Source organism: Ciceribacter sp. T2.26MG-112.2, assembly GCF_900492205.1.
GTDB classification, from domain to species: Bacteria; Pseudomonadota; Alphaproteobacteria; order Rhizobiales; family Rhizobiaceae; genus Allorhizobium; species Allorhizobium naphthalenivorans_A.
Map to the genome: position 1 here is coordinate 77,523 of NZ_UEYQ01000006.1, position 20,352 is coordinate 97,874.

General features: G+C 63.1%; 21 protein-coding genes and 5 tRNA genes. 16 read left to right on the top strand and 10 right to left on the bottom strand.

Annotation, left to right across the window (positions count from 1 at the left end; all coding sequences use genetic code 11):
• Positions 1-241: 241 nt before the first annotated feature.
• Positions 242-326: transfer RNA gene (locus DYZ14_RS11705), tRNA-Leu, on the top strand.
• Between the two features lie 185 nt (positions 327-511).
• The gene (gene tig / locus DYZ14_RS11710; RefSeq protein WP_154720848.1) at positions 512-1,993 is read left to right on the top strand and encodes a trigger factor; all 1,482 of its coding nucleotides are present in this window, start codon (positions 512-514) and stop codon (positions 1,991-1,993) included.
• Positions 1,994-2,203: 210 nt separating this feature from the next.
• Here the strand turns inward: tig and DYZ14_RS11715 are convergent, their stop codons facing one another.
• Positions 2,204-2,947: an SDR family NAD(P)-dependent oxidoreductase gene (locus tag DYZ14_RS11715; protein ID WP_154720849.1), complete on the bottom strand. Its 744-nt coding sequence runs from the start codon at positions 2,945-2,947 to the stop codon at positions 2,204-2,206.
• A 92-nt stretch (positions 2,948-3,039) separates the two neighbouring features.
• On the opposite strand from DYZ14_RS11715, the gene DYZ14_RS11720 reads away from it, so the two are divergent.
• Complete coding sequence (locus DYZ14_RS11720; RefSeq protein ID WP_154720850.1) at positions 3,040-3,594, top strand: TetR/AcrR family transcriptional regulator; 555 nt, start codon at positions 3,040-3,042, stop codon at positions 3,592-3,594.
• Between the two features lie 61 nt (positions 3,595-3,655).
• On the opposite strand, the gene radC is transcribed toward DYZ14_RS11720, so the two are convergent.
• Genes radC through DYZ14_RS11740 form a run of 4 tightly spaced genes read right to left on the bottom strand, consistent with a single transcriptional unit; the run spans position 3,656 to position 6,521 of the window.
• Positions 3,656-4,510: a RadC family protein gene (gene radC, locus DYZ14_RS11725; protein ID WP_154720851.1), complete on the bottom strand. Its 855-nt coding sequence runs from the start codon at positions 4,508-4,510 to the stop codon at positions 3,656-3,658.
• Positions 4,511-4,512: 2 nt separating this feature from the next.
• Complete coding sequence (gene map, locus DYZ14_RS11730; protein ID WP_154720852.1) at positions 4,513-5,349, bottom strand: type I methionyl aminopeptidase; 837 nt, start codon at positions 5,347-5,349, stop codon at positions 4,513-4,515.
• Between the two features lie 39 nt (positions 5,350-5,388).
• On the bottom strand, positions 5,389-6,108 hold the full coding sequence (gene sfsA / locus DYZ14_RS11735) for a DNA/RNA nuclease SfsA (RefSeq protein WP_154720853.1): 720 nt from the start codon (positions 6,106-6,108) through the stop codon (positions 5,389-5,391).
• A complete protein-coding gene (locus DYZ14_RS11740) occupies positions 6,105-6,521 on the bottom strand; it encodes a winged helix-turn-helix transcriptional regulator (protein WP_154720854.1) in 417 nt (138 codons plus the stop codon). Before DYZ14_RS11740 ends, sfsA begins: the two co-directional genes overlap by 4 nt.
• 76 nt (positions 6,522-6,597) lie before the next feature.
• Between DYZ14_RS11740 and DYZ14_RS11745 the strand changes: the two genes are divergently transcribed.
• Complete coding sequence (locus tag DYZ14_RS11745; protein ID WP_195949931.1) at positions 6,598-6,927, top strand: nuclear transport factor 2 family protein; 330 nt, start codon at positions 6,598-6,600, stop codon at positions 6,925-6,927.
• Positions 6,928-6,999: 72 nt separating this feature from the next.
• On the opposite strand, the gene DYZ14_RS11750 is transcribed toward DYZ14_RS11745, so the two are convergent.
• The gene (locus DYZ14_RS11750; RefSeq protein ID WP_154720856.1) at positions 7,000-8,892 is read right to left on the bottom strand and encodes a PHA/PHB synthase family protein; all 1,893 of its coding nucleotides are present in this window, start codon (positions 8,890-8,892) and stop codon (positions 7,000-7,002) included.
• A gap of 145 nt (positions 8,893-9,037) precedes the next feature.
• On the opposite strand from DYZ14_RS11750, the gene DYZ14_RS11755 reads away from it, so the two are divergent.
• The 5 genes from DYZ14_RS11755 to recJ all read left to right on the top strand — a co-directional run bounded on the left by DYZ14_RS11755 (position 9,038) and on the right by recJ (position 14,513).
• Positions 9,038-9,412: an SHOCT domain-containing protein gene (locus DYZ14_RS11755; RefSeq protein ID WP_232365517.1), complete on the top strand. Its 375-nt coding sequence runs from the start codon at positions 9,038-9,040 to the stop codon at positions 9,410-9,412.
• 227 nt (positions 9,413-9,639) lie between these two features.
• A complete protein-coding gene (locus tag DYZ14_RS11760; RefSeq protein ID WP_115670235.1) occupies positions 9,640-10,857 on the top strand; it encodes an LL-diaminopimelate aminotransferase in 1,218 nt (405 codons plus the stop codon).
• Positions 10,858-10,919: 62 nt separating this feature from the next.
• Entirely contained in the window at positions 10,920-12,239 is a 1,320-nt protein-coding gene (locus DYZ14_RS11765) for a homoserine dehydrogenase (protein WP_154720858.1), read from the top strand.
• Between the two features lie 158 nt (positions 12,240-12,397).
• A complete protein-coding gene (locus DYZ14_RS11770; RefSeq protein ID WP_154720859.1) occupies positions 12,398-12,568 on the top strand; it encodes a hypothetical protein in 171 nt (56 codons plus the stop codon).
• Between the two features lie 142 nt (positions 12,569-12,710).
• The gene (gene recJ / locus DYZ14_RS11775; protein WP_154720860.1) at positions 12,711-14,513 is read left to right on the top strand and encodes a single-stranded-DNA-specific exonuclease RecJ; all 1,803 of its coding nucleotides are present in this window, start codon (positions 12,711-12,713) and stop codon (positions 14,511-14,513) included.
• Positions 14,514-14,548: 35 nt separating this feature from the next.
• Here the strand turns inward: recJ and DYZ14_RS11780 are convergent.
• From DYZ14_RS11780 to gloA, 4 genes are all read right to left on the bottom strand, one after another.
• A tRNA-Glu gene (locus DYZ14_RS11780) sits at positions 14,549-14,623 on the bottom strand.
• Between the two features lie 192 nt (positions 14,624-14,815).
• Positions 14,816-14,890, bottom strand: a tRNA-Glu gene (locus DYZ14_RS11785).
• Positions 14,891-15,137: 247 nt separating this feature from the next.
• Positions 15,138-15,950 (bottom strand): hypothetical protein, encoded by an 813-nt coding sequence (locus DYZ14_RS11790; RefSeq protein WP_154720861.1) that lies wholly within the window; start codon positions 15,948-15,950, stop codon positions 15,138-15,140.
• Between the two features lie 142 nt (positions 15,951-16,092).
• Entirely contained in the window at positions 16,093-16,533 is a 441-nt protein-coding gene (gloA, locus tag DYZ14_RS11795) for a lactoylglutathione lyase (RefSeq protein WP_154720862.1), read from the bottom strand.
• A gap of 184 nt (positions 16,534-16,717) precedes the next feature.
• Here gloA and DYZ14_RS11800 point away from each other — a divergent pair, with 184 nt between their 5' ends.
• The 7 genes from DYZ14_RS11800 (at position 16,718) to DYZ14_RS11830 (ending at position 20,272) form a co-directional block, all read left to right on the top strand.
• On the top strand, positions 16,718-17,296 hold the full coding sequence (locus tag DYZ14_RS11800; protein ID WP_115670233.1) for a cold-shock protein: 579 nt from the start codon (positions 16,718-16,720) through the stop codon (positions 17,294-17,296).
• 38 nt (positions 17,297-17,334) lie between these two features.
• Positions 17,335-17,781: a DUF192 domain-containing protein gene (locus DYZ14_RS11805; RefSeq protein WP_232365518.1), complete on the top strand. Its 447-nt coding sequence runs from the start codon at positions 17,335-17,337 to the stop codon at positions 17,779-17,781.
• A 93-nt stretch (positions 17,782-17,874) separates the two neighbouring features.
• A tRNA-Pro gene (locus tag DYZ14_RS11810) sits at positions 17,875-17,951 on the top strand.
• A gap of 196 nt (positions 17,952-18,147) precedes the next feature.
• Positions 18,148-18,471 carry a hypothetical protein gene (locus tag DYZ14_RS11815; protein WP_154720864.1) on the top strand — a complete coding sequence of 108 codons (324 nt, stop codon included), beginning with the start codon at positions 18,148-18,150 and terminating at the stop codon, positions 18,469-18,471.
• A 343-nt stretch (positions 18,472-18,814) separates the two neighbouring features.
• Positions 18,815-19,120: an ETC complex I subunit gene (locus tag DYZ14_RS11820; protein ID WP_154720865.1), complete on the top strand. Its 306-nt coding sequence runs from the start codon at positions 18,815-18,817 to the stop codon at positions 19,118-19,120.
• Between the two features lie 66 nt (positions 19,121-19,186).
• A tRNA-Arg gene (locus DYZ14_RS11825) sits at positions 19,187-19,263 on the top strand.
• 244 nt (positions 19,264-19,507) lie between these two features.
• A complete protein-coding gene (locus DYZ14_RS11830; RefSeq protein ID WP_154720866.1) occupies positions 19,508-20,272 on the top strand; it encodes a nuclease in 765 nt (254 codons plus the stop codon).
• The last annotated feature ends 80 nt before the right edge of the window (positions 20,273-20,352 follow it).

Below are 20,352 nucleotides of genomic sequence, written 5' to 3' on the forward strand. Positions count from 1 at the left end.
TTTTGGATATACCTTCCGTGATGCCGCGGGAAACGTGCCCCTGGCCGCGATGACCACACGGTCGGGATCCTCGGGGTAAGCCGTTCCGATGGCCCTGCGCCGCGGGCTCCGTTCCTGCCGTCTTTCCTCGGGAAGCCGCCGCCAGAACCGTCATTTTTCCTTTGCGCGGGCAAAAACGGGTGATATAGAGACGCGCGCTCCGGAGGGGCATGCGCAACGGCTGCATGCATTTTCTTTGGACGCGGGTATGGTGAAATTGGTAGACACGCCAGATTTAGGTTCTGGTGCCGCAAGGCGTGGGAGTTCAAGTCTCTCTACCCGCACCAGATTTGCCGAGCGGGGCGGTGCGAGGCGGACCGGGGACGATCCCGCCACTCCTTTCACCGATTTGCCTGGCAGGAATGCTTGAAGACTGCGCCGCAGCCACGTCCGGGAACAGAAGATTCCGGCGTCGTGCTCAGGGAAACAACCGGCTGTCCGAGCACGGCCGCCACGACATGAAGGTAAGAACATGCAGGTTATCGAAACGCTCGCTGAAGGGCTGAAGCGCGAAATCAAGGTCGTCATCCCGGCCAAGGACATGGAAGCTCGCATGAACGAGCGCCTGGCCGAGACCAAGGACAAGGTCCGCATCAACGGCTTCCGTCCGGGCAAGGTTCCGGTCGGTCACCTGAAGAAGATGTACGGCAAGTCGATCATGGCAGAACTGGTTAACGAGATCATCCGCGACAAGCCGTCGGCGATCCTGTCGGAGCGCGGCGAGAAGTCCGCGACCCAGCCGGAAATCGCCATGACCGAGGACGAGGCCGAAGCCGACAAGATCCTGTCTGCCCAGGCCGACCTCGAATTCACGCTGTCCTACGAAATCATCCCGCCGATCGAGCTGAAGTCGGTCGACGGCATCAAGGTCACCCGCGAAGTGGTCGAGGTTTCGGATGCGGAAGTCGTCGAGCAGATCGAGAAGATCGCCGAGAATGCCCGCACCTTCGAAGCCAAGAAGGGCAAGGCCGCCGAAGGCGACCGCGTCACCATGGATTATCTCGGCAAGGTCGACGGTGTCCCGTTTGACGGCGGCAAGGACGAAGATGCCGAACTGGTCATCGGTTCGAACCGCTTCATCCCCGGTTTCGAAGACCAGCTCGTCGGCCTGAAGGCTGGCGATGAAAAGGTCATCACCGTGACCTTCCCGGCCGACTATCCGGCCGCCAACCTCGCCGGCAAGGAAGCCACCTTCGACATCACCGTCAAGGAAGTGGCAGCCCCTGCCGCGATCGAACTCAACGACGAACTCGCCTCCAAGCTCGGCATCGAATCGCTCGACAAGCTGAAGGAAATCGTCCGCGGCCAGATCGAGAGCCAGTACGGCAACGTCACCCGCCAGAAGGTCAAGCGTCAGATCCTCGACCAACTGGACGAACTCTACAAGTTCGACACGCCCTCCAAGCTCGTCGACGCCGAGTTCGAGAACATCTGGCGCCAGATCAACACCGATCTCGCCCAGTCGGGCAAGACCTTTGCCGACGAAGACACGACCGAAGAAGAAGCCCGCACGGAATACCGCACGCTCGCCGAGCGCCGCGTCCGCCTCGGCCTCGTTCTCTCGGAAATCGGTGAAAAGGGTGGCGTCGAAGTCACCGAGGACGAAATGCAGCGCGCGCTCTACGCCCAGCTGCAGCAGTTCCCGGGCCAGGAAAAGCAGATCCTCGACTTTTTCCGCAACACGCCCGGCGCTTCCGCTTCGCTGCGCGCTCCGATCTTCGAAGAAAAGGTCATCGACAAGCTGCTGGCCGAAATCGACGTGACCGACAAGAAGGTCTCCAAGGAAGAGCTGCTGGCCGACGACGAAGCCGAAGAAGGCGACAAGCCGGCCAAGAAGGCTGCCCCGAAGAAGAAGGCCGCCGCCAAGGCTGACGACGCCACTGACGGCGAAGAAGCCGCTCCGAAGAAGAAGGCTGCTCCGAAGAAGAAGGCTTCTGAGGGCGACGCCGAGTAAGCTTCGGATTGTTGAACGGACATGTGGAAAGGCCGCCCGGTGGGGCGGCCTTTTTGCGTTTGGGGGGAGTGGGAGCGGTCAAGGTTGCTTACGGTCCGAAGCGGTCAACGGGCGCCGTGAAAGTTCCGCCGCGAAACTCCGACTTTGGCGAGGCGTCTTGCGGCGAAACCGCTCGAAACTTTCGCGGCGGCTCAGGACGGATACGAGTTTTCAGACTGCCACGAAGCCGCCATCGACGAATAGCTCCTCGCCGCCAACGAAGCTGCTTTCCTCCGATGCGAGAAACAACACCGCCTTGGCAATCTCTTCGGTCCGGGCGAGCCTGCCGAACGGAATGGTTTGCTGCATCCATTCCTCGGCGCCGGCATTGTTCTGAAGATAGGTCTGCATCGCCGGTGTCAGGACCATGCCGGGTGATACGACGTTCACGCGAATGCCCTGGCTTTTGAGATCGGTCGTCCATGTTCGTGCGAACGAGCGGATTGCGGCCTTTGTAGCGCTGTAGATGGAGAGGTTGGCAAAGCCCTTGGCTCCCGCCCCGGATCCGGTCAACACGATAGCACCACCGGCAGACATCAGGGGCAGAGCCTTTTGCACGGAGAAGACCGTGCCCTTCACGTTGATGCCGAAGACGCGATCGAAATGATCCTCTTCAATGGCGCCGATCGGGGCGGACTCCGACACGCCGGCATTTGCGAAGACCACATCCACGCGACCTTGATCACGCTCTACTTCCGCATAGAGCCTGTCGAGACTTGCCAGATCGCTGACATCGCCTTGAACGCCGACAGCGCCGTTGCCGATTTCCTCCAGCGCCTCGTCCAGGCGTTTTTTTCGGCGTCCCGTGACATACACATGGGCACCTTCTGCTGCGAATAGCTTGGCCGTGGTCAAGCCTATGCCGTCCGTTCCGCCCGTGATCACCACGACCTTGTCTTCAAATCGCCTCGTCATGCCATTCGCTCGCTTTCATAGTAAGTGGAGGATTGCTCCACTTACTATATGGAGATATCCTCCACTTGCAAGTCAGGATGAGGAGGATTTTTTTGGTTGACGAAACCCCGTTGCGCGCCGATGCGCAGCTGAACAAGGAGCGAATCCTTGCTGCAGCCGAGGAAGTCTTTATGGAGCGGGGCGCGGGCGTTTCATTGGACGAGGTCGCAAAGCGCGCCGGAGTTGGGATCGGGACGCTTTATCGCCGTTTCCCCAGTCGTGAGGATCTGCTCGCCGCGACGTACAGCGCCCGCTTCTCCGCTTTTGCTGAGACGAGCCGTGTCAGAGCAGTTGGTCTCGAACCCGCGGACGCCTTGCGCGCCTACCTTGAAGAACTCGTCCGGTATTCGAATGTGTATCGAGGTTTTGCCGCGTCTCTCGGGACGGTTCTACAGATTGGAACTCCCGGATGTCTCGCTACCAGTGAGGAAGGTGCCCGACTTCTGCATGCCGCACAGGAGGCGGGGGCTATTCGACCTGATATCAGCTTCAACGACATCGTCTGCGTAGCGACCGCAATATCGCTCGCTACCGAGCAGGACAGTTCATCGCACGCGCACATCGCTCATTTGGTTGGGGTATTCATGGATGGGATCGTTGCGCGCTGAAACTCCACGACGGCTCTGTTGGCGCAATCATCCTCCGCCCTGTCGAAACCGATGATCCCCCTCAGATCAGCCTCAGCCCCCTCAGGCTCGCATGGCCGTCGCGGCCGATGATGATGTGGTCGTGGACGGTGATGCCGAGCGGCTTGGCCGTGTCGACGATCATCTTCGTCATGTCGATGTCGGCGCGCGACGGGGTGGGGTCGCCGGAGGGATGGTTGTGGACGAGGATGATGGCGGTGGCCGAGAGTTCCAGCGCCCGCTTGACCACCTCGCGCGGATAGACCGGCGTATGGTCGACCGTGCCGCGGCCCTGCACCTCATCGGCGATCAGCGCATTGCGCTTGTCGAGGAACAGGATGCGGAACTGCTCGGTCGATTCATAGGCCATCGCCGTGTGGCAATAGTCGATGACCGAGGACCAGGAGGACAGCACCTGGCGGCCACGGATTTCGCTTTTCAGCATGCGCTGGGCGACGCTGGCGATCAGCTTGAGTTCCAGCGCGACGTTTTCGCCGACGCCCTTGACCTCCTGCAGCAGCGCCGGCTGGGCGCCGAAGACGCCGGCCAGCGATCCGAAGCGGGCGATCAGCGCCTTGGCGATCGGCTTGGTGTCGCGCCGCGGGATGAGGCGAAACAAAAGGAGTTCAAGGATTTCGTAGTCGGCGAGCGCGGTATCACCGCTCTCGCGGTAGCGCTCTCTCAGACGGTCGCGATGGCCGTGATAATGCGCATCCGCCGTCTCGACCGTTTCGCTGACGGCGGAGCGTTTTTTCAATCCGCCGGATTTCGTTGCCTGCTCGGCGAAGAAGCCGCGTTCGTCACCCGCTTCACCTCCGGCCCCTCCGTCCGCCCCTTGCAGGTCGAAGGCGGGTTCGTCTTCGCTGTCGAGGGGGGCGGGAGGAGGGGGCTTTGCCATGTTCAGCCCTTGAGCGGCGGAAGACCCGGCCGGTCGAAGCCGCCCGGCGACAGGGTAAAAATCTCGCAACCCGTCGCGGTGACGCCGACGGCATGCTCGTACTGCGCAGTCAGCGACCGGTCGCGGGTCACCGCCGTCCAGCCGTCGGAGAGCACCTTCACATGCGGCCGGCCGAGATTGATCATCGGCTCGATGGTGAAGATCATGCCTTCCTTCAGTTCCGGCCCCTCGTTGGCGCGGCCGTAATGCAGGATGTTCGGGCTGTCGTGGAACAGCCGGCCGACGCCATGGCCGCAGAAATCACGCACCACGGAGCAGCGCTCGGCTTCGGCATAGGTCTGGATCGCCTCGCCGATCGCGCCGGTCCGGGCGCCGGGGCGCACGGCGGCGATGCCGCGCATCAGGCATTCATAGGTCACTTCCAGCAGCCGTTCGGCGGCGCGCTTGATCTCGCCCACCGGATACATGCGGCTCGAATCGCCGTGCCAGCCGTCGAGCACATAGGTCACGTCGATATTGACGATGTCTCCCTCGCGCAGCGGCTTGTCGTTGGGAATGCCGTGGCAGACGACGTGATTGATCGAGGTGCAGACCGACTTGGTATAGCCGCGATAGTTCAGCGTCGCCGGCAGGGCGCCGTTGTCCATGCCGAATTCGAAGACGAAGCGGTCGATGGCGTCGGTCGTGACGCCGGGCTTGACCATCGGCACGAGTTCATCGAGGCAGCGGGCCGTCAGTTGGCAGGCCTTGCGCATGCCTGCAAAATCTTCAGGCCCATAGAGCCTGATCGCGCCGGTGTTCTTGAGCGGGGCGGTCGCCGCTTCGATATAGGTTACCATTCATCCGCTTTCGATCGTGGAAAAGGCTGTGTTTGTCGTTCATAATGCAGCAGGACCGGGTTCGTCCATGGCGATCGGCTCGAGCGGCACGATTTCCGACGGCGTGACCCTGCATTTCACCGCATAGGCCTCGACGCCGACCGCGATCGCGCGGGCAAAATTGCGCGCATAGACCGGGTCGAGGTCGGCGCAGATGCGCAAGGCGTCGCAATCCTCGCGTTGCACCAGGTAGAGCATCACGGCCCTTTGCCCACCCCGGACGATCTCGATCAGTTCCTCCAGGTGTCGCGCGCCGCGCATCGTCACCGTATCCGGAAATTCCGCGAGACCTGGCCGGCGGATGAAATGCACGTTCTTAACCTCGACATAGGCGGCGGGGCGATCGGGTGCCGAGAGCAGGAAGTCGATCCGTGATCGGGCGCCGTAGCGCTGTTCGCGGGCAAGGACCGGATAGCTGGCGAGATCCGACACCAGACCGCTCCGGATCGCCTCTTCCGCCAGCCGGTTGGCGATCGCCGCATGCACGCCGACCACGGTGCCCTCCGCCTCGATCAACTCGAAGGCATGGGCATATTTGCGGTTCGGGCTGTCGTGCTCGGAGAGCCAGATGCGCGAGTCCGGCGCCGTCAGGCCCTGCATCGACCCGGTATTCGGACAGAAGCCGGTGATCTCGCGGCCGTCGTCGAGCACGGCATCGAACAGGAAGCGCTTGTAGCGGCGGACGAGGCGGGCAGGGACGAGAGGCGGGTCGAAGATCATCGGGGCGGGCTGGCCGTGCCGTCTGGCGTCGGGAGCGGTTCGGTGCTCTCCGGCTTGTTCTCCGCCCAGGTGAGCAGCGCATCCAGCGCCGGGCACAAGGTCTGCCCCCATTCGGTCAGGCAATATTCCACCCGGGGCGGGACCTGGTGGTATACGATCCGGCGGACTATGCCGTCCGCCTCCATCTGGCGCAGTTGCTGGATGAGCATTTTCTGCGAGATGCCCGGCGTCTGGCGTTCCAGCTCGGAGAAGCGCAGGACCTTGCCGCCGAACAGGTGAAACAGGATCACCAGCTTCCAGCGCCCCTCCAGCATGCGAAGCACGTTCTCCACGCCCGCAGCCCCGGCGCTGGGGGTCGGATACCTATCCTTACTTTTAGGTGAGTACCTTACATTTTCGTCGGTTCTTGTCATATCGCCAGCTTATGGCCATCTTGGTTGTCGAGCAAGCGCGCAGGCTCTCAACGCAATCGAAGATGAGAGAGATATCATGCCAAAGAATTTTCCCAGACCGGTCGAAGATTATTTCGCCGGCAAGAATTCCGGCGACTTCGCCGCCGCACTGTCCGGTTTTGCCGAGGACGCGGTGGTGAGCGACGAAAACCGCGCCTACCAAGGCAGGCAGGCCATCCGCAGCTGGATGGAGGAGACGCGGGCCCGCTACAATGACAGGTCCGTCGTCCGCGACTTTGTCGTCGAGGGCGACACGGTCGTCGTGTATGCCGAGGTCTCGGGTACCTTTCCGGGAAGCCCAATCACCCTGCGGTACCGCTTCACGCTCACCGGCGGCAGCATTGGCCGGCTGGAGATCGGCGCATGACGGTTCACCAGCGCTTCCGGGGCGATCCGACGGAATTTGCCGGCCGCCGCGTCGTGGTGACCGGCGGTGCGTCTACACCCGTGCCAACACGTAAGTTCCCGGCGCATCGGCGATGGCGTTGAGCGCGCCGCCGCCGGGAATGCGGGCGGGAACCCGCTCCTCGTCCATCGCCTCGATCCAGCGCTGCCAGTGCGGCCACCAGGAACCCGGCGTCTCCTTGGCCCCGGCCACCCAGTCTTCGTAAGCGCCCTTGACCGCGCCATTGGTCCAATACTGGTATTTCTGCTTGTCGGGCGGATTGACGACGCCGGCGATGTGGCCCGAGCCCGACAGTACGTATTCGACGGGGCCGCCGAACAGTTTGGAGCCGACGAAGACCGACTTGGCCGGCGCGATATGATCCTCGCGGGTGGCGAGATTGTAGATCGGGATCTTGATGTCCTTGAGCGACAGCGTCTTGCCGGCGAGCTCCATCTTGCCCTGGCTCAGCGTGTTGCTGAGATAGCAGTTGCGCAGATAGTACGAGTGGTTGGCGGCCGCCATGCGGGTCGAATCGGAGTTCCAGTACAAAAGGTCGAAGGGCATCGGATCCTGGCCCTTCAGGTAGTTGTTGACGAAATAGGGCCAGATGAGTTCGGACGCGCGCAGCATGTTGAAGGCGGCTGCCATCTTCGAGCCGTCGAGATAGCCCGAGGCCTTCATCCGGTCCTCGATGCTGCCGATCTGCCCCTCGTCGACGAAGACCTTGAGGTCCCCGGCATAGGTGAAATCGACCTGGGTGGTGAACAGCGTGGCGCTGGCGATCCGCTTGTTGCCCTCCTGGGCATGCAGCGCCAGTGCCGCCGCCAGGAGCGTTCCCCCGACGCAATAGCCGATCGCATTGACTTCCGTTTCGCCGGTCGCCTTTTCGACGGTGTCCAGCGCGAAATCGACGCCTTCGCGGATATAGGATTCCCAATCCTTGTTCGCATGCCGCTCGTCCGGATTGACCCAGGAGATCACGAACACGGTGTGACCCTGTTCGACGCACCACTTGATGAAGGATTTCTGTGGATTGAGGTCGAGAATATAGAACTTGTTGATCCACGGCGGGCAGATCAGCAATGGGCGCTTCAGTACCGTTTCTGTCGCGGCTTCGTACTGGATGACCTCGCAGATCTCGCTCTGGGCGATCACCTTGCCCGGCGTCACCGCCATGTTCTCGCCGACCTTGAATTTGCTGGTGTCGGTCTGGCGAATCCTCAGATCGCCTCCGCCGGCTGCTATGTCCTCGGCAAGCATCTGCATGCCCTTGACCAGGTTGGCGCCGTGGCTCGACACCGTCTCTCGATAGAGCTGCGGGTTGGTCATGACGAAATTGGTGGGCGACAGCGCAGCGGTGATCTGGCGCATGTAGAACTCGGCCTTGTGCCGGGTGTGCTCGTCGAGGCCCTCGGCCTGCGTGACCATCTTTTCCGCCCAGTCCGACAGGATGACATAGGCCTGCCGCAGGAAGTCGAAGAACGGATTGCGTTGCCAGTCCTCGTCGGCGAAGCGTTTGTCCTTGATGGGCTGCGGCGGCTGGGCCTCGCCCTCGCTCGAGAATCGCGACAGTGTTTGGGTCCACATGCCGAAGAGACCGGCGAGCAACTGGGTCTGGGCCTCCAGCGTTCGCTTCGGGTCGGACATCCAGTATTCCGATACCTTCGACATGGTCTTGACCATTTCGGCCATGGGTTCGGAAACCGGGTCGACGACTTCCCCGCGTTCGCGGGGGGCCAGCCAGGTCGAGGCTGCCTTGCCGAGGTTTTCCAGCGCCTTTGCCACGTTGAGCGTCAAGGCTTGCGGGTCCTTGACGACATAAGGCTCGATCAGTTTGGGATCGAAGCCCGCCGCCTTTGCGCCGCCCGGTCCTGCCTCTTCGCTTCTGCTGGTCAAACCGTCCTCCCCAGGATCATTTTCTCGGCGTCTTTTGCAATTGCGCATCCTGCCTGAAAACGACTACAAGTTCCATAGTTACGAAAGCATAGTCTGACATAGACCATGTGACGAGACGATGGCTTGAACCTGCCGGGCAAGTTCCCGGCGTCTGGATTCGATAATGATCGCTGATAGTTGGGCAATGGGGTCAATGCGAAGCACAAGCGGCCTGGCCGTGTTCGGGCTTGTGGCGGCGCTTTCGGGCTGCACGACCCCGGCAGAGCCGTCCGTGGTGGCGCCCGCCCGCGCGGCGAGCATAGAGGTGACCGTCGCCGATCCGGATGCGCCGGCAACCGCCCCGGTGCGCTCGGCCGACGGTTACCCGGACTTCTCCGGTTCGCTGACGGCCGCCAATGTGCAGATGGGCAACGAGGAGGCGGCCGATCTGCAGGCGAGACTTTCCGCGCTCGGTTCGGCGCGCAAGGCCGGCACCATTTCCGAGGCCGAGTATCAGCGCCGGCTTCTGCAATTGCGCAAACTCGCGGCCGAACACGGCGCCGACGCGCAGGCGCAGATCGCCAAATAGCGCTTGCCTTTGTCCTGCTTTTTACGCAAAGCAGCATATAGGGGCAGGAGGGTCCGCTGCGGATCGCTTCAGTCCCTGAGGCGCAATTGCGTCAGGATTTGCGGTGACCATGCCGCATGCGTTACAGTTGGGCCGTCCCGGTTATGCGGTTCGTTGCGGGGCGGCTTTCACCAGGCAAAACGAACCCGCCTGCCGCGGTCATGTCCGTGCGGTTCCAGGGGTTGAAGATGGAAGAATTTCACAAGGTCCGGCGTCTGCCGCCATACGTTTTCGAACAGGTCAATCGTTTGAAGGCGAGCGCGCGAGCCGGAGGCGCGGACATCATCGACCTCGGCATGGGAAATCCCGATCTGCCGACGCCGCAGGCGATCGTCGACAAGCTCTGCGAAGTGGTCCAGGACCCGCGCACCCATCGCTATTCCTCGTCCAAGGGCATTCCCGGCCTGCGTCGGGCCCAGGCGGCCTATTATGCCCGCCGCTTCAACGTCAAGCTCAACCCCGACACCCAGGTCGTTGCGACGCTCGGCTCGAAGGAGGGCTTTGCCAACATGGCCCAGGCGATCACAGCGCCGGGCGACGTGGTGCTCTGCCCCAACCCGACCTATCCGATCCATGCCTTCGGCTTCCTGATGACCGGCGGCGTCATCCGCTCGATCCCGGTCGAGCCGGACGAAACCTTCTTCCCGCCGCTCGAGCGGGCGGTGCGCCATTCGATCCCGAAGCCGATCGCGCTGATCATCAATTATCCGTCCAACCCCACAGCCCGGGTCGCCAGCCTCGATTTCTACAAGGACGTCATCGCCTTTGCCAAGAAGCATGAGCTGATCGTGCTTTCGGACCTCGCCTATTCGGAAATCTACTTCGAAGACACCCCGCCGCCGTCCGTACTGGAAGTGCCCGGCGCGATCGATGTCGCGGTCGAGTTCACCTCGATGTCGAAGACCTTTTCCATGCCCGGCTGGCGCATGGGCTTTGCCGTCGGCAACGAACGGCTGATTGCGGCGCTGGCCCGCGTCAAGTCCTACCTCGATTACGGTGCCTTCACGCCGATCCAGGTCGCCGCAACCCACGCGCTGAACGGCGACGGCACGGACATCGCAGAAGTGCGCTCCATCTACAAACGCCGCCGCGACGTGATGGTCGAGAGCTTCGGCAAGGCGGGTTTCGAAGTGCCGCCGCCGGCGGCGACCATGTTCGCCTGGGCGAAGATCCCGGAAAAGTTCCGCTCGCTCGGCAGCCTAGAATTCTCCAAGCTGCTGGTCGAGAAGGCCGATGTGGCGGTTGCTCCGGGCATCGGCTTCGGTGAAATGGGCGACGAATACGTCCGGCTCGCGCTCGTCGAGAACGAGCACCGCATCCGCCAGGCGGCCCGCAACATCAAGAAATTCATGTCGAGCGCCGACGAGACGATGCACAACGTCATTCCGCTCAACGCGCACCGCTGAGTTTTCCCGGGCGGCCCGTTCGCGGCCGCCTGCCTTTGATTTTCAAACGTCAGGATTGATTTATGGCTGATGCCCTTAAAATTGGCATTGCGGGGCTCGGTACCGTCGGTGCCTCGCTCGTCCGTATCCTCCAACAGCGCAGCAACGAACTGGCCGTGTCCTGCGGCCGCGCCATCCAGATCATGGCGGTGTCGGCGCGCGATCGCAGCAAGGATCGCGGCGTTGACCTGAGCGGCATCACCTGGTTCGACGATCCGGTCGAGATGGCGGAAAAGGGCGATATCGACGTCTTCGTCGAACTGGTCGGCGGCGCCGAGGGCACGGCAGACCAGTCGGTTCGCAAAGCCCTTGCGCGCGGGCTTCACGTGGTGACCGCCAACAAGGCGCTTCTCGCCCGCCACGGCGTGGAACTCGCCAAGCTTGCCGAGGACAAGGGCCTGCTGCTGAACTACGAAGCGGCGGTCGCCGGCGGCATTCCGGTCATCAAGGCGATGCGCGAGAGCCTGACGGGCAGCCATTTCTCCCGCGTCTACGGCATCATGAACGGCACCTGCAATTACATCCTGACCCGGATGGAGAAGGAAGGCCTGACCTTCGAGGCCTGCCTCAAGGAAGCCCAGCGTCTCGGTTATGCCGAAGCCGATCCGACCTTCGACATCGAGGGCAATGATACCGCGCACAAGCTGTCGATCCTGACCACGCTCGCCTTCGGCAGCCAGATTTCCGCCGACGACATCTACCTCGAAGGCATCAGCAACATCTCGATCGACGACATTCACGCTGCCCGCGATCTCGGCTTCCGCATCAAGCTGCTCGGCGTCGCGCAGCGCACCGAGACCGGCATCGAGCAGCGCGTGCACCCGACCATGGTGCCGTTCGATTCGGTGATCGCCCAGGTCGACGGGGTGACCAATGCCGTGGCGCTCGAATCCGACATTCTCGGCGAACTGCTGATGGTCGGACCCGGCGCCGGCGGCAATGCCACGGCGTCTGCCGTGCTCGGCGACATTACCGACATTGCCAAGAGCCGTCCGGGCATGCAGCAGGTTCCCGTGCTCGGCCGCCCGGCCCATCTGCTCGAGCCCTATCGCCAGGCACAGATGCGCAGCCACGAGGGCGGCTATTTCATTCGCCTGACGGTGGTCGATCGCACCGGCGTCTTCGCCAGCATCGCGACCAAGATGGCCGACAACAATATTTCACTGGAATCGATCGTCCAGCGGTCGGAACATGCCGCGGCCGATGCGCCGGTGACCATCATCCTCGTCACCCACGCGACGATGGAAGATGCCGTGCGCAAGGCCGTCAGCGCCATCAAGGGCGAGGGCTATCTCGTCGGTGAACCGCAGGTCATCCGCATCGAGCGTCCGAAGACGGCCTGATCTGACGCTTTTCGGTGCCGGCTACGATGCCGGCACCGCCGCGCCGGCCATTCATGGCATCTCTCTCCACCCATTTTTTCCCGAACGAGCCACTCGCATCTTGTGCGAGAGGTGGTTACGTTATTGCATCGGTGGAATCGGGTTCGGGGAGGAGCTTGATGATCCCAGTGGAAGAACGTGATTTGGGGCACGGCGCGGGCAGGGCGAGCCATGATCGCTGGGGCGTGGATGACGAGGAATACGAGGGTGCGCGCAACTGGGCCGTCATACTTCTCTATGTTCCTTTGATGACCGTGCCTTTTCTCGCCGTCGCCTGGTTCCTTGCGTGAATGCCCGGTCTTGGTCAGGCTTGTCCGATTACCTGTGCCTTGACGTCCACAAGTGCCATAGCGTGACGCCTGCCTCAGGCAGGGCTGGTCATTTGCCTGCGGACCTGTAGAAAGGGGGCAGATGCAATGGACCGCAGACAGCATGGAAGAACCCGTAGATCCCGTCCCGCGCGCATTTCTTGGCGTTGATCGCTCGGTCTCCGGGCAACGCTGGGTGTCGCGCCTGGACCAGGCCGGGCAGAACCGGGCTCTGGCGATGAGCCAGCTTCACGGCATGCCAGAGCTTGTGGCGCGGGTGCTGGCCGGACGGGGCGTCGCAGTCGACGACGCGCCTGCCTTTCTCGAACCTTCCATCCGTAGCCTGATGCCCGACCCCTACCGGCTGACGGATTGCGAGGCGGCGGCCGAACGGCTGGTCGAAGCGATCCGCCGCGGCGAACGCGTGGCGATCTTCGGTGACTACGACGTCGACGGTGCGGCGTCCTCCGCATTGCTTTGGCGTTTTCTGAACCATTTCGGCATCGATTCGGAAATCTACATTCCCGACCGCATATTCGAGGGCTATGGACCGAACCCGGCGGCGATCGGCCAGTTGATCGATCGTGGCGCCCGACTGATCGTCACGGTCGACTGCGGCTCGACCAGCCTCGAGGCGCTGGCGGTGGCGAAGGAACGCGGCATCGACGTCGTCGTGATCGACCATCACCAGATGGGGCACGAAATGCCGCCTTGTCTCGCCCTGGTCAATCCGAACCGCGAGGACGATCTGTCGGGGCAGGGGCATCTCTGTGCCGCCGGCGTGGTCTTCCTTGTCCTTGTCGCCACCCTGCGCGTGCTGCGCCAGAATGGCCATCCGCAGGCCCGCTCGCTCGATCTTCTGGTCTGGCTCGACCTGGTGGCACTGGCGACGGTGTGTGACGTCGTGCCGTTGAAGGGACTGAACCGTGCCTATGTCACCAAGGGTCTGATCGCGGCGCGCCACCAGAACAATGCCGGCCTTGCCGCGCTTCTGCGCGTCGCCGGCATAGGCGGGCCGGTCACGCCCTATCATTTCGGCTTTCTCGTCGGCCCGCGCATCAATGCCGGCGGGCGCATCGGCGACGCAGCACTCGGCAGCCGGCTGCTGACGCTGGACGATGCCGGCGAGGCTGAAGAGATCGCCCATAAACTCGACGAACTGAATCGCGAGCGTCAGGCGATGGAGCAGGTCATGCTGGCCGAAGCCGAGGCCGAGGCACTCGCCGAGTATGGCGACGGCCAGACGGCCTCCGTCATCGTCACCGCGCGTGACAACTGGCATCCGGGAATCGTCGGCCTGCTCGCCGCCCGGCTGAAGGAAAGGTTCAAGCGCCCGGCCTTCGCAATCGCCTTCGACCTCAACGGCAAGGGCGCCGGCTCCGGCCGCTCGATCAACGGTTTCGACATCGGCCGTATGGTGCGGGCCGCAGTCGATTCGGGGCTTCTGGTGAAGGGTGGGGGCCACGCCATGGCGGCGGGTCTCACCGTCGAGCGGGCCAATCTCGGGCGTCTGCGGGCCTTCTTCGATGAAGCCTCCGCCGAACAGGTGGGGGCGCTTGCCGCCAACCAGACGCTGAAGATCGACGGCGCGCTCGGCGCCTCGGGCGCGACCATTGCGCTGATCGATCAGTTGGAGGCGGCCGGCCCCTTCGGCTCCGGCCATCCGCAACCGATCTTTGCCGTGCCTGCCCATCGCCTGCGCGATGCCCGGCCGGTCGGAACGACCCATGTGAAGGTGACGCTCGAGGCGGCCGACGGCACCCGGCTGGAAGGTATTGCCTTTCGCGCCGCCGAGACGGCGCTCGGCGACTTCCTGCTCAACGGCCGAGGCACGCAGGTCCATGTCGCGGGTACGCTCAGCGCCGATCACTGGCAGGGAACGCGCCGCGTGCAGATGCGTGTGCTCGACGCAGCCAAGGCGTTCTGACCTAACGGAATGATGTGGGATAACGTAAGGTGAAGTGGCACGCCCTAGGGGAGTCGAACCCCTCTTCCCAGAATGAAAATCTGGTGTCCTAACCGATAGACGAAGGGCGCCTGCGCTTCGTGGTGGCGCCCTTATAGTCAGGGCCCGGAAAAGCCGCAAGCGGAATCTTGCTGTTTTTCCATTCCAATTTTGAAAAAGATTGGCCTGTGGAAAACCATCGAGCGACCGGAAAAGGCGCGGGACGACACGCCGGAAGCGACGCTCATATTCTTGCATTTGGGGGGAGAAATAGTACGGAGGAGTGGCACGCCCTAGGGGAGTCGAACCCCTCTTCCCAGAATGAAAATCTGGTGTCCTAACCGATAGACGAAGGGCGCGTGCGCTCCGTGGCGCCCTTATAGTCAGGTGATTTTATTCCCGCAAGCGCCAATTTCTGTTTTTTGCAAAAAATGTGACAGAGCCCTTTTCGAGGCGCGGTGAAACGCGATTGGACAACGAAACCAGCCACTTGGAGAATGTCTCGCAAAGCCTGCCATCCTCGTGCAGGGCTGACGGGGCCGCAGCCGCCCCTCAGTTGGCCAACACGTAAGTCGGTCAGGCAAGGAACGGTGCGGTGCGGATTGCCTAGTCCTTCTTCTGGCCGATCATCGCCTTGAGCGATGTCAGCCACGTGCGCTTCTTCGGCTGCTCGGGCTCCGCGTCCACTGCCGTAGCTTCCGCTGCCTCGGCGGCTTGCTGTTCGTTTTCGACGACCGGCTGTACGGCCGAGGCGGGATTGTCGTAGACCGGCAGTTCCCCCGCCGCATAGACCGGCGGCTCGCCCGAGGATGCTGCCGGTAGGGCGGCTTCCTCGATGACGGCCGGCCGGGGCTGGCGCAATTCGGCACTGAACAGGCTCTTGCTCATCGGATTGACCTGGCGCGTCGGAAGCTCGGACGGAACGACGATGCTGGTCGAGGTGCCGCGGCCGCTTTCGGCAAGCGCCATGGCCTGGGTGTCGGCCGGTGTGGTTGCTGGCGTATTTGCGGGTGGGGCTCCGAGCGATTCCTCGGCCACAACCGGTGCCGGAGAGAAGAGACTGTTGCGGCTGGCATTGACGCTGGTCGCCTGCATGGTCAGTTCGCCGAGATCGCTGGGCGTCGGGGAGGGAGCATAGGCGGCAAGCGAGCCGTCACCAGACGAAACAGGCGAGTCTACCTGCCGGTTGCTCGACCCGGCGGCGCTCGCCACCAGCGGATCGGTGTAGACCCCGGTTGCCTTCTTGGCCGGTGCGGGCTTGGTCGGGGTGTTGCCTGCCGCTTCCATGGGGATTGCATCGCCCTGGGCCGCGCTATCCTGCGCCGTGGTCTGGCAGGAGGCGAGCATGAGGGCGGCGATCGCCGGAGCGGCGACGCGGGCGAACAGGCGGCCGCTGATGAATGGGATGTTGCGCGACACTGGCGGACCTCTGCACACGATAGGGATGACGCACGCAATCCCGGGCCGGTGCCGGGTCGCGCTTTTCGTCCGCCGGATGCCGGCGGACTCTCGGTGCTTCAATGTCTAGCGCCTCAATCTTGCGCGAAGCGGGAAGAGGGGCTTACCAGGCGCCGGTGTTCGGCATGGAAAGCCACGGCTCGGCCGGGGCGAGGCTTTCGCCTTTCTGCAGGATCTCGATGGAGATCCCGTCCGGTGAGCGGACGAACGCCATGTGTCCGTCGCGCGGTGGCCGGTTGATGATCACGCCATGGTCCACCAGTTTCTGGCAGATGGCATAGATGTCATCGACCTCATAGGCGAGATGGCCGAAATTGCGGCCACCGGCATAGTCTTCCGTATCCCAGTTGTAGGTGAGCTCCAGGCAGGGCGCCATTTCGCCGCGCGCCCGGTCGAGGTCGTCGCGGGCAGCGAGAAAGACCAGGGTGAAACGGCCCTTTTCGCTGTCCATCCGGCGAAATTCTGTCAGGCCGAAAATGTTGCAGTAGAAGTCGAGCGAGGCGTCGAGATCTTTGACGCGAACCATGGTGTGAAGATAACGCATGAAGGTCCTCCTGAGAATGGCAGGGATATGGAGCAGGCAACAGTTTCGAGCAAGCCTGCAAGGGCAAAAAGCATTTGGGTATATGTCAAACTAGGACTTGCGTAGATCCATTGCTCGAATGTTAATCTTAACTTCAAGAATCAATTAACTCTGCAATGTGACGCGTTTCGAGGGGCTTTGGGAAATGGCGGACAGGATTACACCGAAAGGGCTCGCTGGGTTCGAGGACCTGTCCAGCGAAGCCGTCGACCTTATGGAGATCACCGGTGTCGTCAAGTGGTTCGACGTCGCCAAGGGTTTCGGCTTCATCGTGCCCGACAACGGCATGCAGGACGTGCTGCTGCACGTGACCTGCCTGAGGCGTGACGGCTATCAGACCATTCTCGAAGGCACGCGCATCGTCGCGCTCGTTCAGAAGCGCGATCGCGGCTACCAGACCTTCCGCATTCTCTCGATGGACCAGTCGACCGCGGTGCATCCCTCGATGCTCCCGCCGGTGCGCACCCATGTGCAGGTGACGGCGACCAGCGGCCTGGAGCGGGCGCTGGTCAAATGGTTCAACCGCACCAAGGGTTTTGGCTTCCTGACGCGCGGCGAGGGCACCGAGGACATTTTCGTCCACATGGAAACGCTGCGCCGCTTCGGCCTGACCGAGCTTCGTCCGGGACAGACCGTTCTGGTGCGCTTCGGACCGGGCGACAAGGGCCTGATGGCCGCCGAGATCCACCCCGACAATCCGGGCCCCTCGGTCCTGGCGCATTGAGGTCTCGGGCGATGAGGGAAATGATCAAAAGCGCTTTCGTGGCGCTTTTTTTGTGGGCGCTCGCCGGGCCGGCCGCAGCCCAGGCGCCGCATTTCGACCGGTCCATGCTGACGATCCGCACGGTCGAGGGCAAGGAGATCGCGCTTGACGTCGAATGGGCGATCACAGCCGACCAGCGCGCCCACGGCCTGATGTTCCGTGAAGAACTGGGTGACCACCAGGGCATGATCTTCGATTTCGGCACGACGCGCGACGTGATGATGTGGATGCGGAACACGCCACTGTCGCTTGACATGGTCTTTATCGATGAGAGCGGTCTGGTGAAGCGCATCGCCAGCCGGACCACGCCGTTCTCCGAGACGATCATCCCGTCGGGGGCGCCGGTGCGGTATGTGCTCGAGATCCGCGGGGGGCAGGCCACAGCGCTCGGCATAGCCGAGGGCGCGATTGTCGAGCTGCGTCCTCCGGGCGGCCCGTCCGACTGATGGCGCCGGGGCGAATTCGACGCCGGCCTGGAAAGCGCCTTTTTGCTGTTGCGGCTCACGGGTGAACCGTGTATTCCGCTCCCATTGCTAAGACGGAGTGTAGCGCAGCCTGGTAGCGCATCTGGTTTGGGACCAGAGGGTCGGGAGTTCGAATCTCTCCACTCCGACCATTGCAAGCGGTGCCGATGTCCCAATCCGGCACAGCAAACCTCCCAATTTTATCGCCACTGAACTGTCATCGACATCGCCTGTCCGCACCGGGCCAGGCTTCGACTGACTGCGTCCGCGCCCGTTCGCACCCGCGGTTTCCGGAACCGATCGCCTTCCCGTCGCGTTCCTCCTTGATCCAACAGGGAGGATAGAACCATGACAAAACTCACAACCATGGTCGCTGCCGTCGGCATGGCGGCCTTTGTGGCGGGTCCGGGAATCGCGGCTTGCCCCGAAGTGACGGGCTCCGTCGACGGCACGGCCGCGGCGGGCATCTCGAAGGACGGAACCCATGTTCCCCTCGAGGGCTCGACCGATACCCAGGCTGGCGCCTCCGGCGGCGTGCAGAAGGATGGCAACACCATGCCGCTGGCAACCGACAAGGATCTCGCGACCTCCAACCAGGACGTCGCCGCCCAGCAGCAGGGCGAAGAAACGGCGGCCGCGTCGGCGGCGGACAAGGACAAGTGCACCGACTAGCCGGGTATGGACCCGATCGCACTGGCCGCGGCTGGATTGCCGTGGGGTGGCTGAATGCGTCGAGAGGATCGCCGTCTCCATGGCCCCGGTCGCATTCACAGAGCGCTTCGCCGGCAAGGCGCGGCGCTCTTGTTCTTTGCGCCGGCTGGCTGGAGGTTCCGCTTGAAAATGATCGCAATCGTCGCTACGACGGGAACGGTCATCCGGCATTGCGCCGGAGCTTCTGAAGCCGGTTGTCAACGGCTTGGAAACAGGATTTCGCCGCGGCGTTCTGCCGTGGCTGGTACCAGGAACCAGACGGGGCAGGGTAACGCCTGGCCGTCACTTTGGAGTTGGATGCGACATGTCTGCAAAGATCTACCGCCCGGCAAAGACCGCGATGCAGTCCGGCAAGGCGAAGACGCAAGTGTGGAGCCTCGAATTCGACCAGGCCATTCCGAAGAAGATCGATCCGATGATGGGCTACACGACCTCGGCCGACACCCGTCAGCAGCTGAAGCTGTTGTTCGAGACGCAGGAACAGGCCGAGGCCTATGCCAAGCGCGAAGGTATCGACTATCGCGTCATCCCGCCGAAGGAAGCCAAGCGCCAGGTCGTCTCCTACACCGACAATTTCAAGTACAGCCGCCTGCAGCCCTGGACGCACTGACCATCGCTCGCGTCGGACCGCTCCGGCCCGGCAAACCTCGCCCGTCGATTGGTCCTTCATCGACAAGGCCCCTTAGCTCAGCTGGATAGAGCACCTGCCTTCTAAGCAGGTTGTCGCAGGTTCGAGTCCTGCAGGGGTCGCCAAACCTTACATTGTCCATTCCTGACACATAGGTAACATCGCGTACCTAAGACATGGGTGACAACCCCGTGCCGAAAGGGTCGCCGTCGTCGGTCAGGCGCAAGACCCACTGGCATTTCCATGGTCAAATCGGCTATCGCTGCGGGTGCATGATTCGGCGCGGCTCGGCTGGTCCGCTCGCGCCGTCATGCGGCTGGCGGTGATCCCATTTGAGGTGATCGGCAGCCGTCGACGCGAGGGTTTTTCATGGCACGTTCCACCACTACGAGGCGAAAGCCGCGCAAGCGCAGCAGCACGGCGCGCAAGAAGTCGTCGGGCGGCGGCGGCCTCTGGCCGTGGGTCGTGGCGCTGGTCCTGGTCGCCGGTGCGATCGCCGCCTATGACAATCGCGAAAAGCTGCCCCGGATGATCGCGGCCTACCTGCCGAAAACCGCCCATAGCTCCTCCGGCAAGCCGGCAGAGAACGCGCCTGGCGGTGGCGCGGCAACGCCGCGTGTGAAAGCGGATGCGAAGCCCGCCCAGCCGGCGAAACCGGTCGACAGGCGCGACAGTGGTCCGGTCCCGCCGGCCCCGGTCGGCACCGCGCCGGGCGTGTCGCCGGTTGCTGTTCCCTTGCCTGGAGGCCGTCCGGGTGATGCCTCGTCGGACGGCAAGGGCTTCACCGGCAAGTTCTATTTCTGCGGAACCTCCGGCCTCGACAACTGCGTCGTCTCCGGCGACAGCTTCTGGTTCCGAAAGGGGCGCATCGTGCTCGCCGACGTGGTGGCGCCGGCGACCGAGGACGCCAAATGCCAGCAGGAGCGGGACAAGGGCTTTGCCGCCAAGGTGCGGCTGCGCGACCTGCTCAATGCCGGAAGCTTCGAGTTTTCGCAGTTGAAGGGCCAGAACGTGCCCACGACGGGCCCGGCCATGCGCGTGGTCACGCGCAACGGCCGTTCGCTCGGCGCGACCCTGGTGGCGGAGGGGCTGGCCCGGCCGCGTTTCGGCCCGCAGCAGTCCTGGTGCCCGTAAGCCTGGCGACTGGCGAGACGGACCGACCTGCCAAGCCTCGCCACTGAGGAACACCACAGCGCCATTACGCTGTAACACCA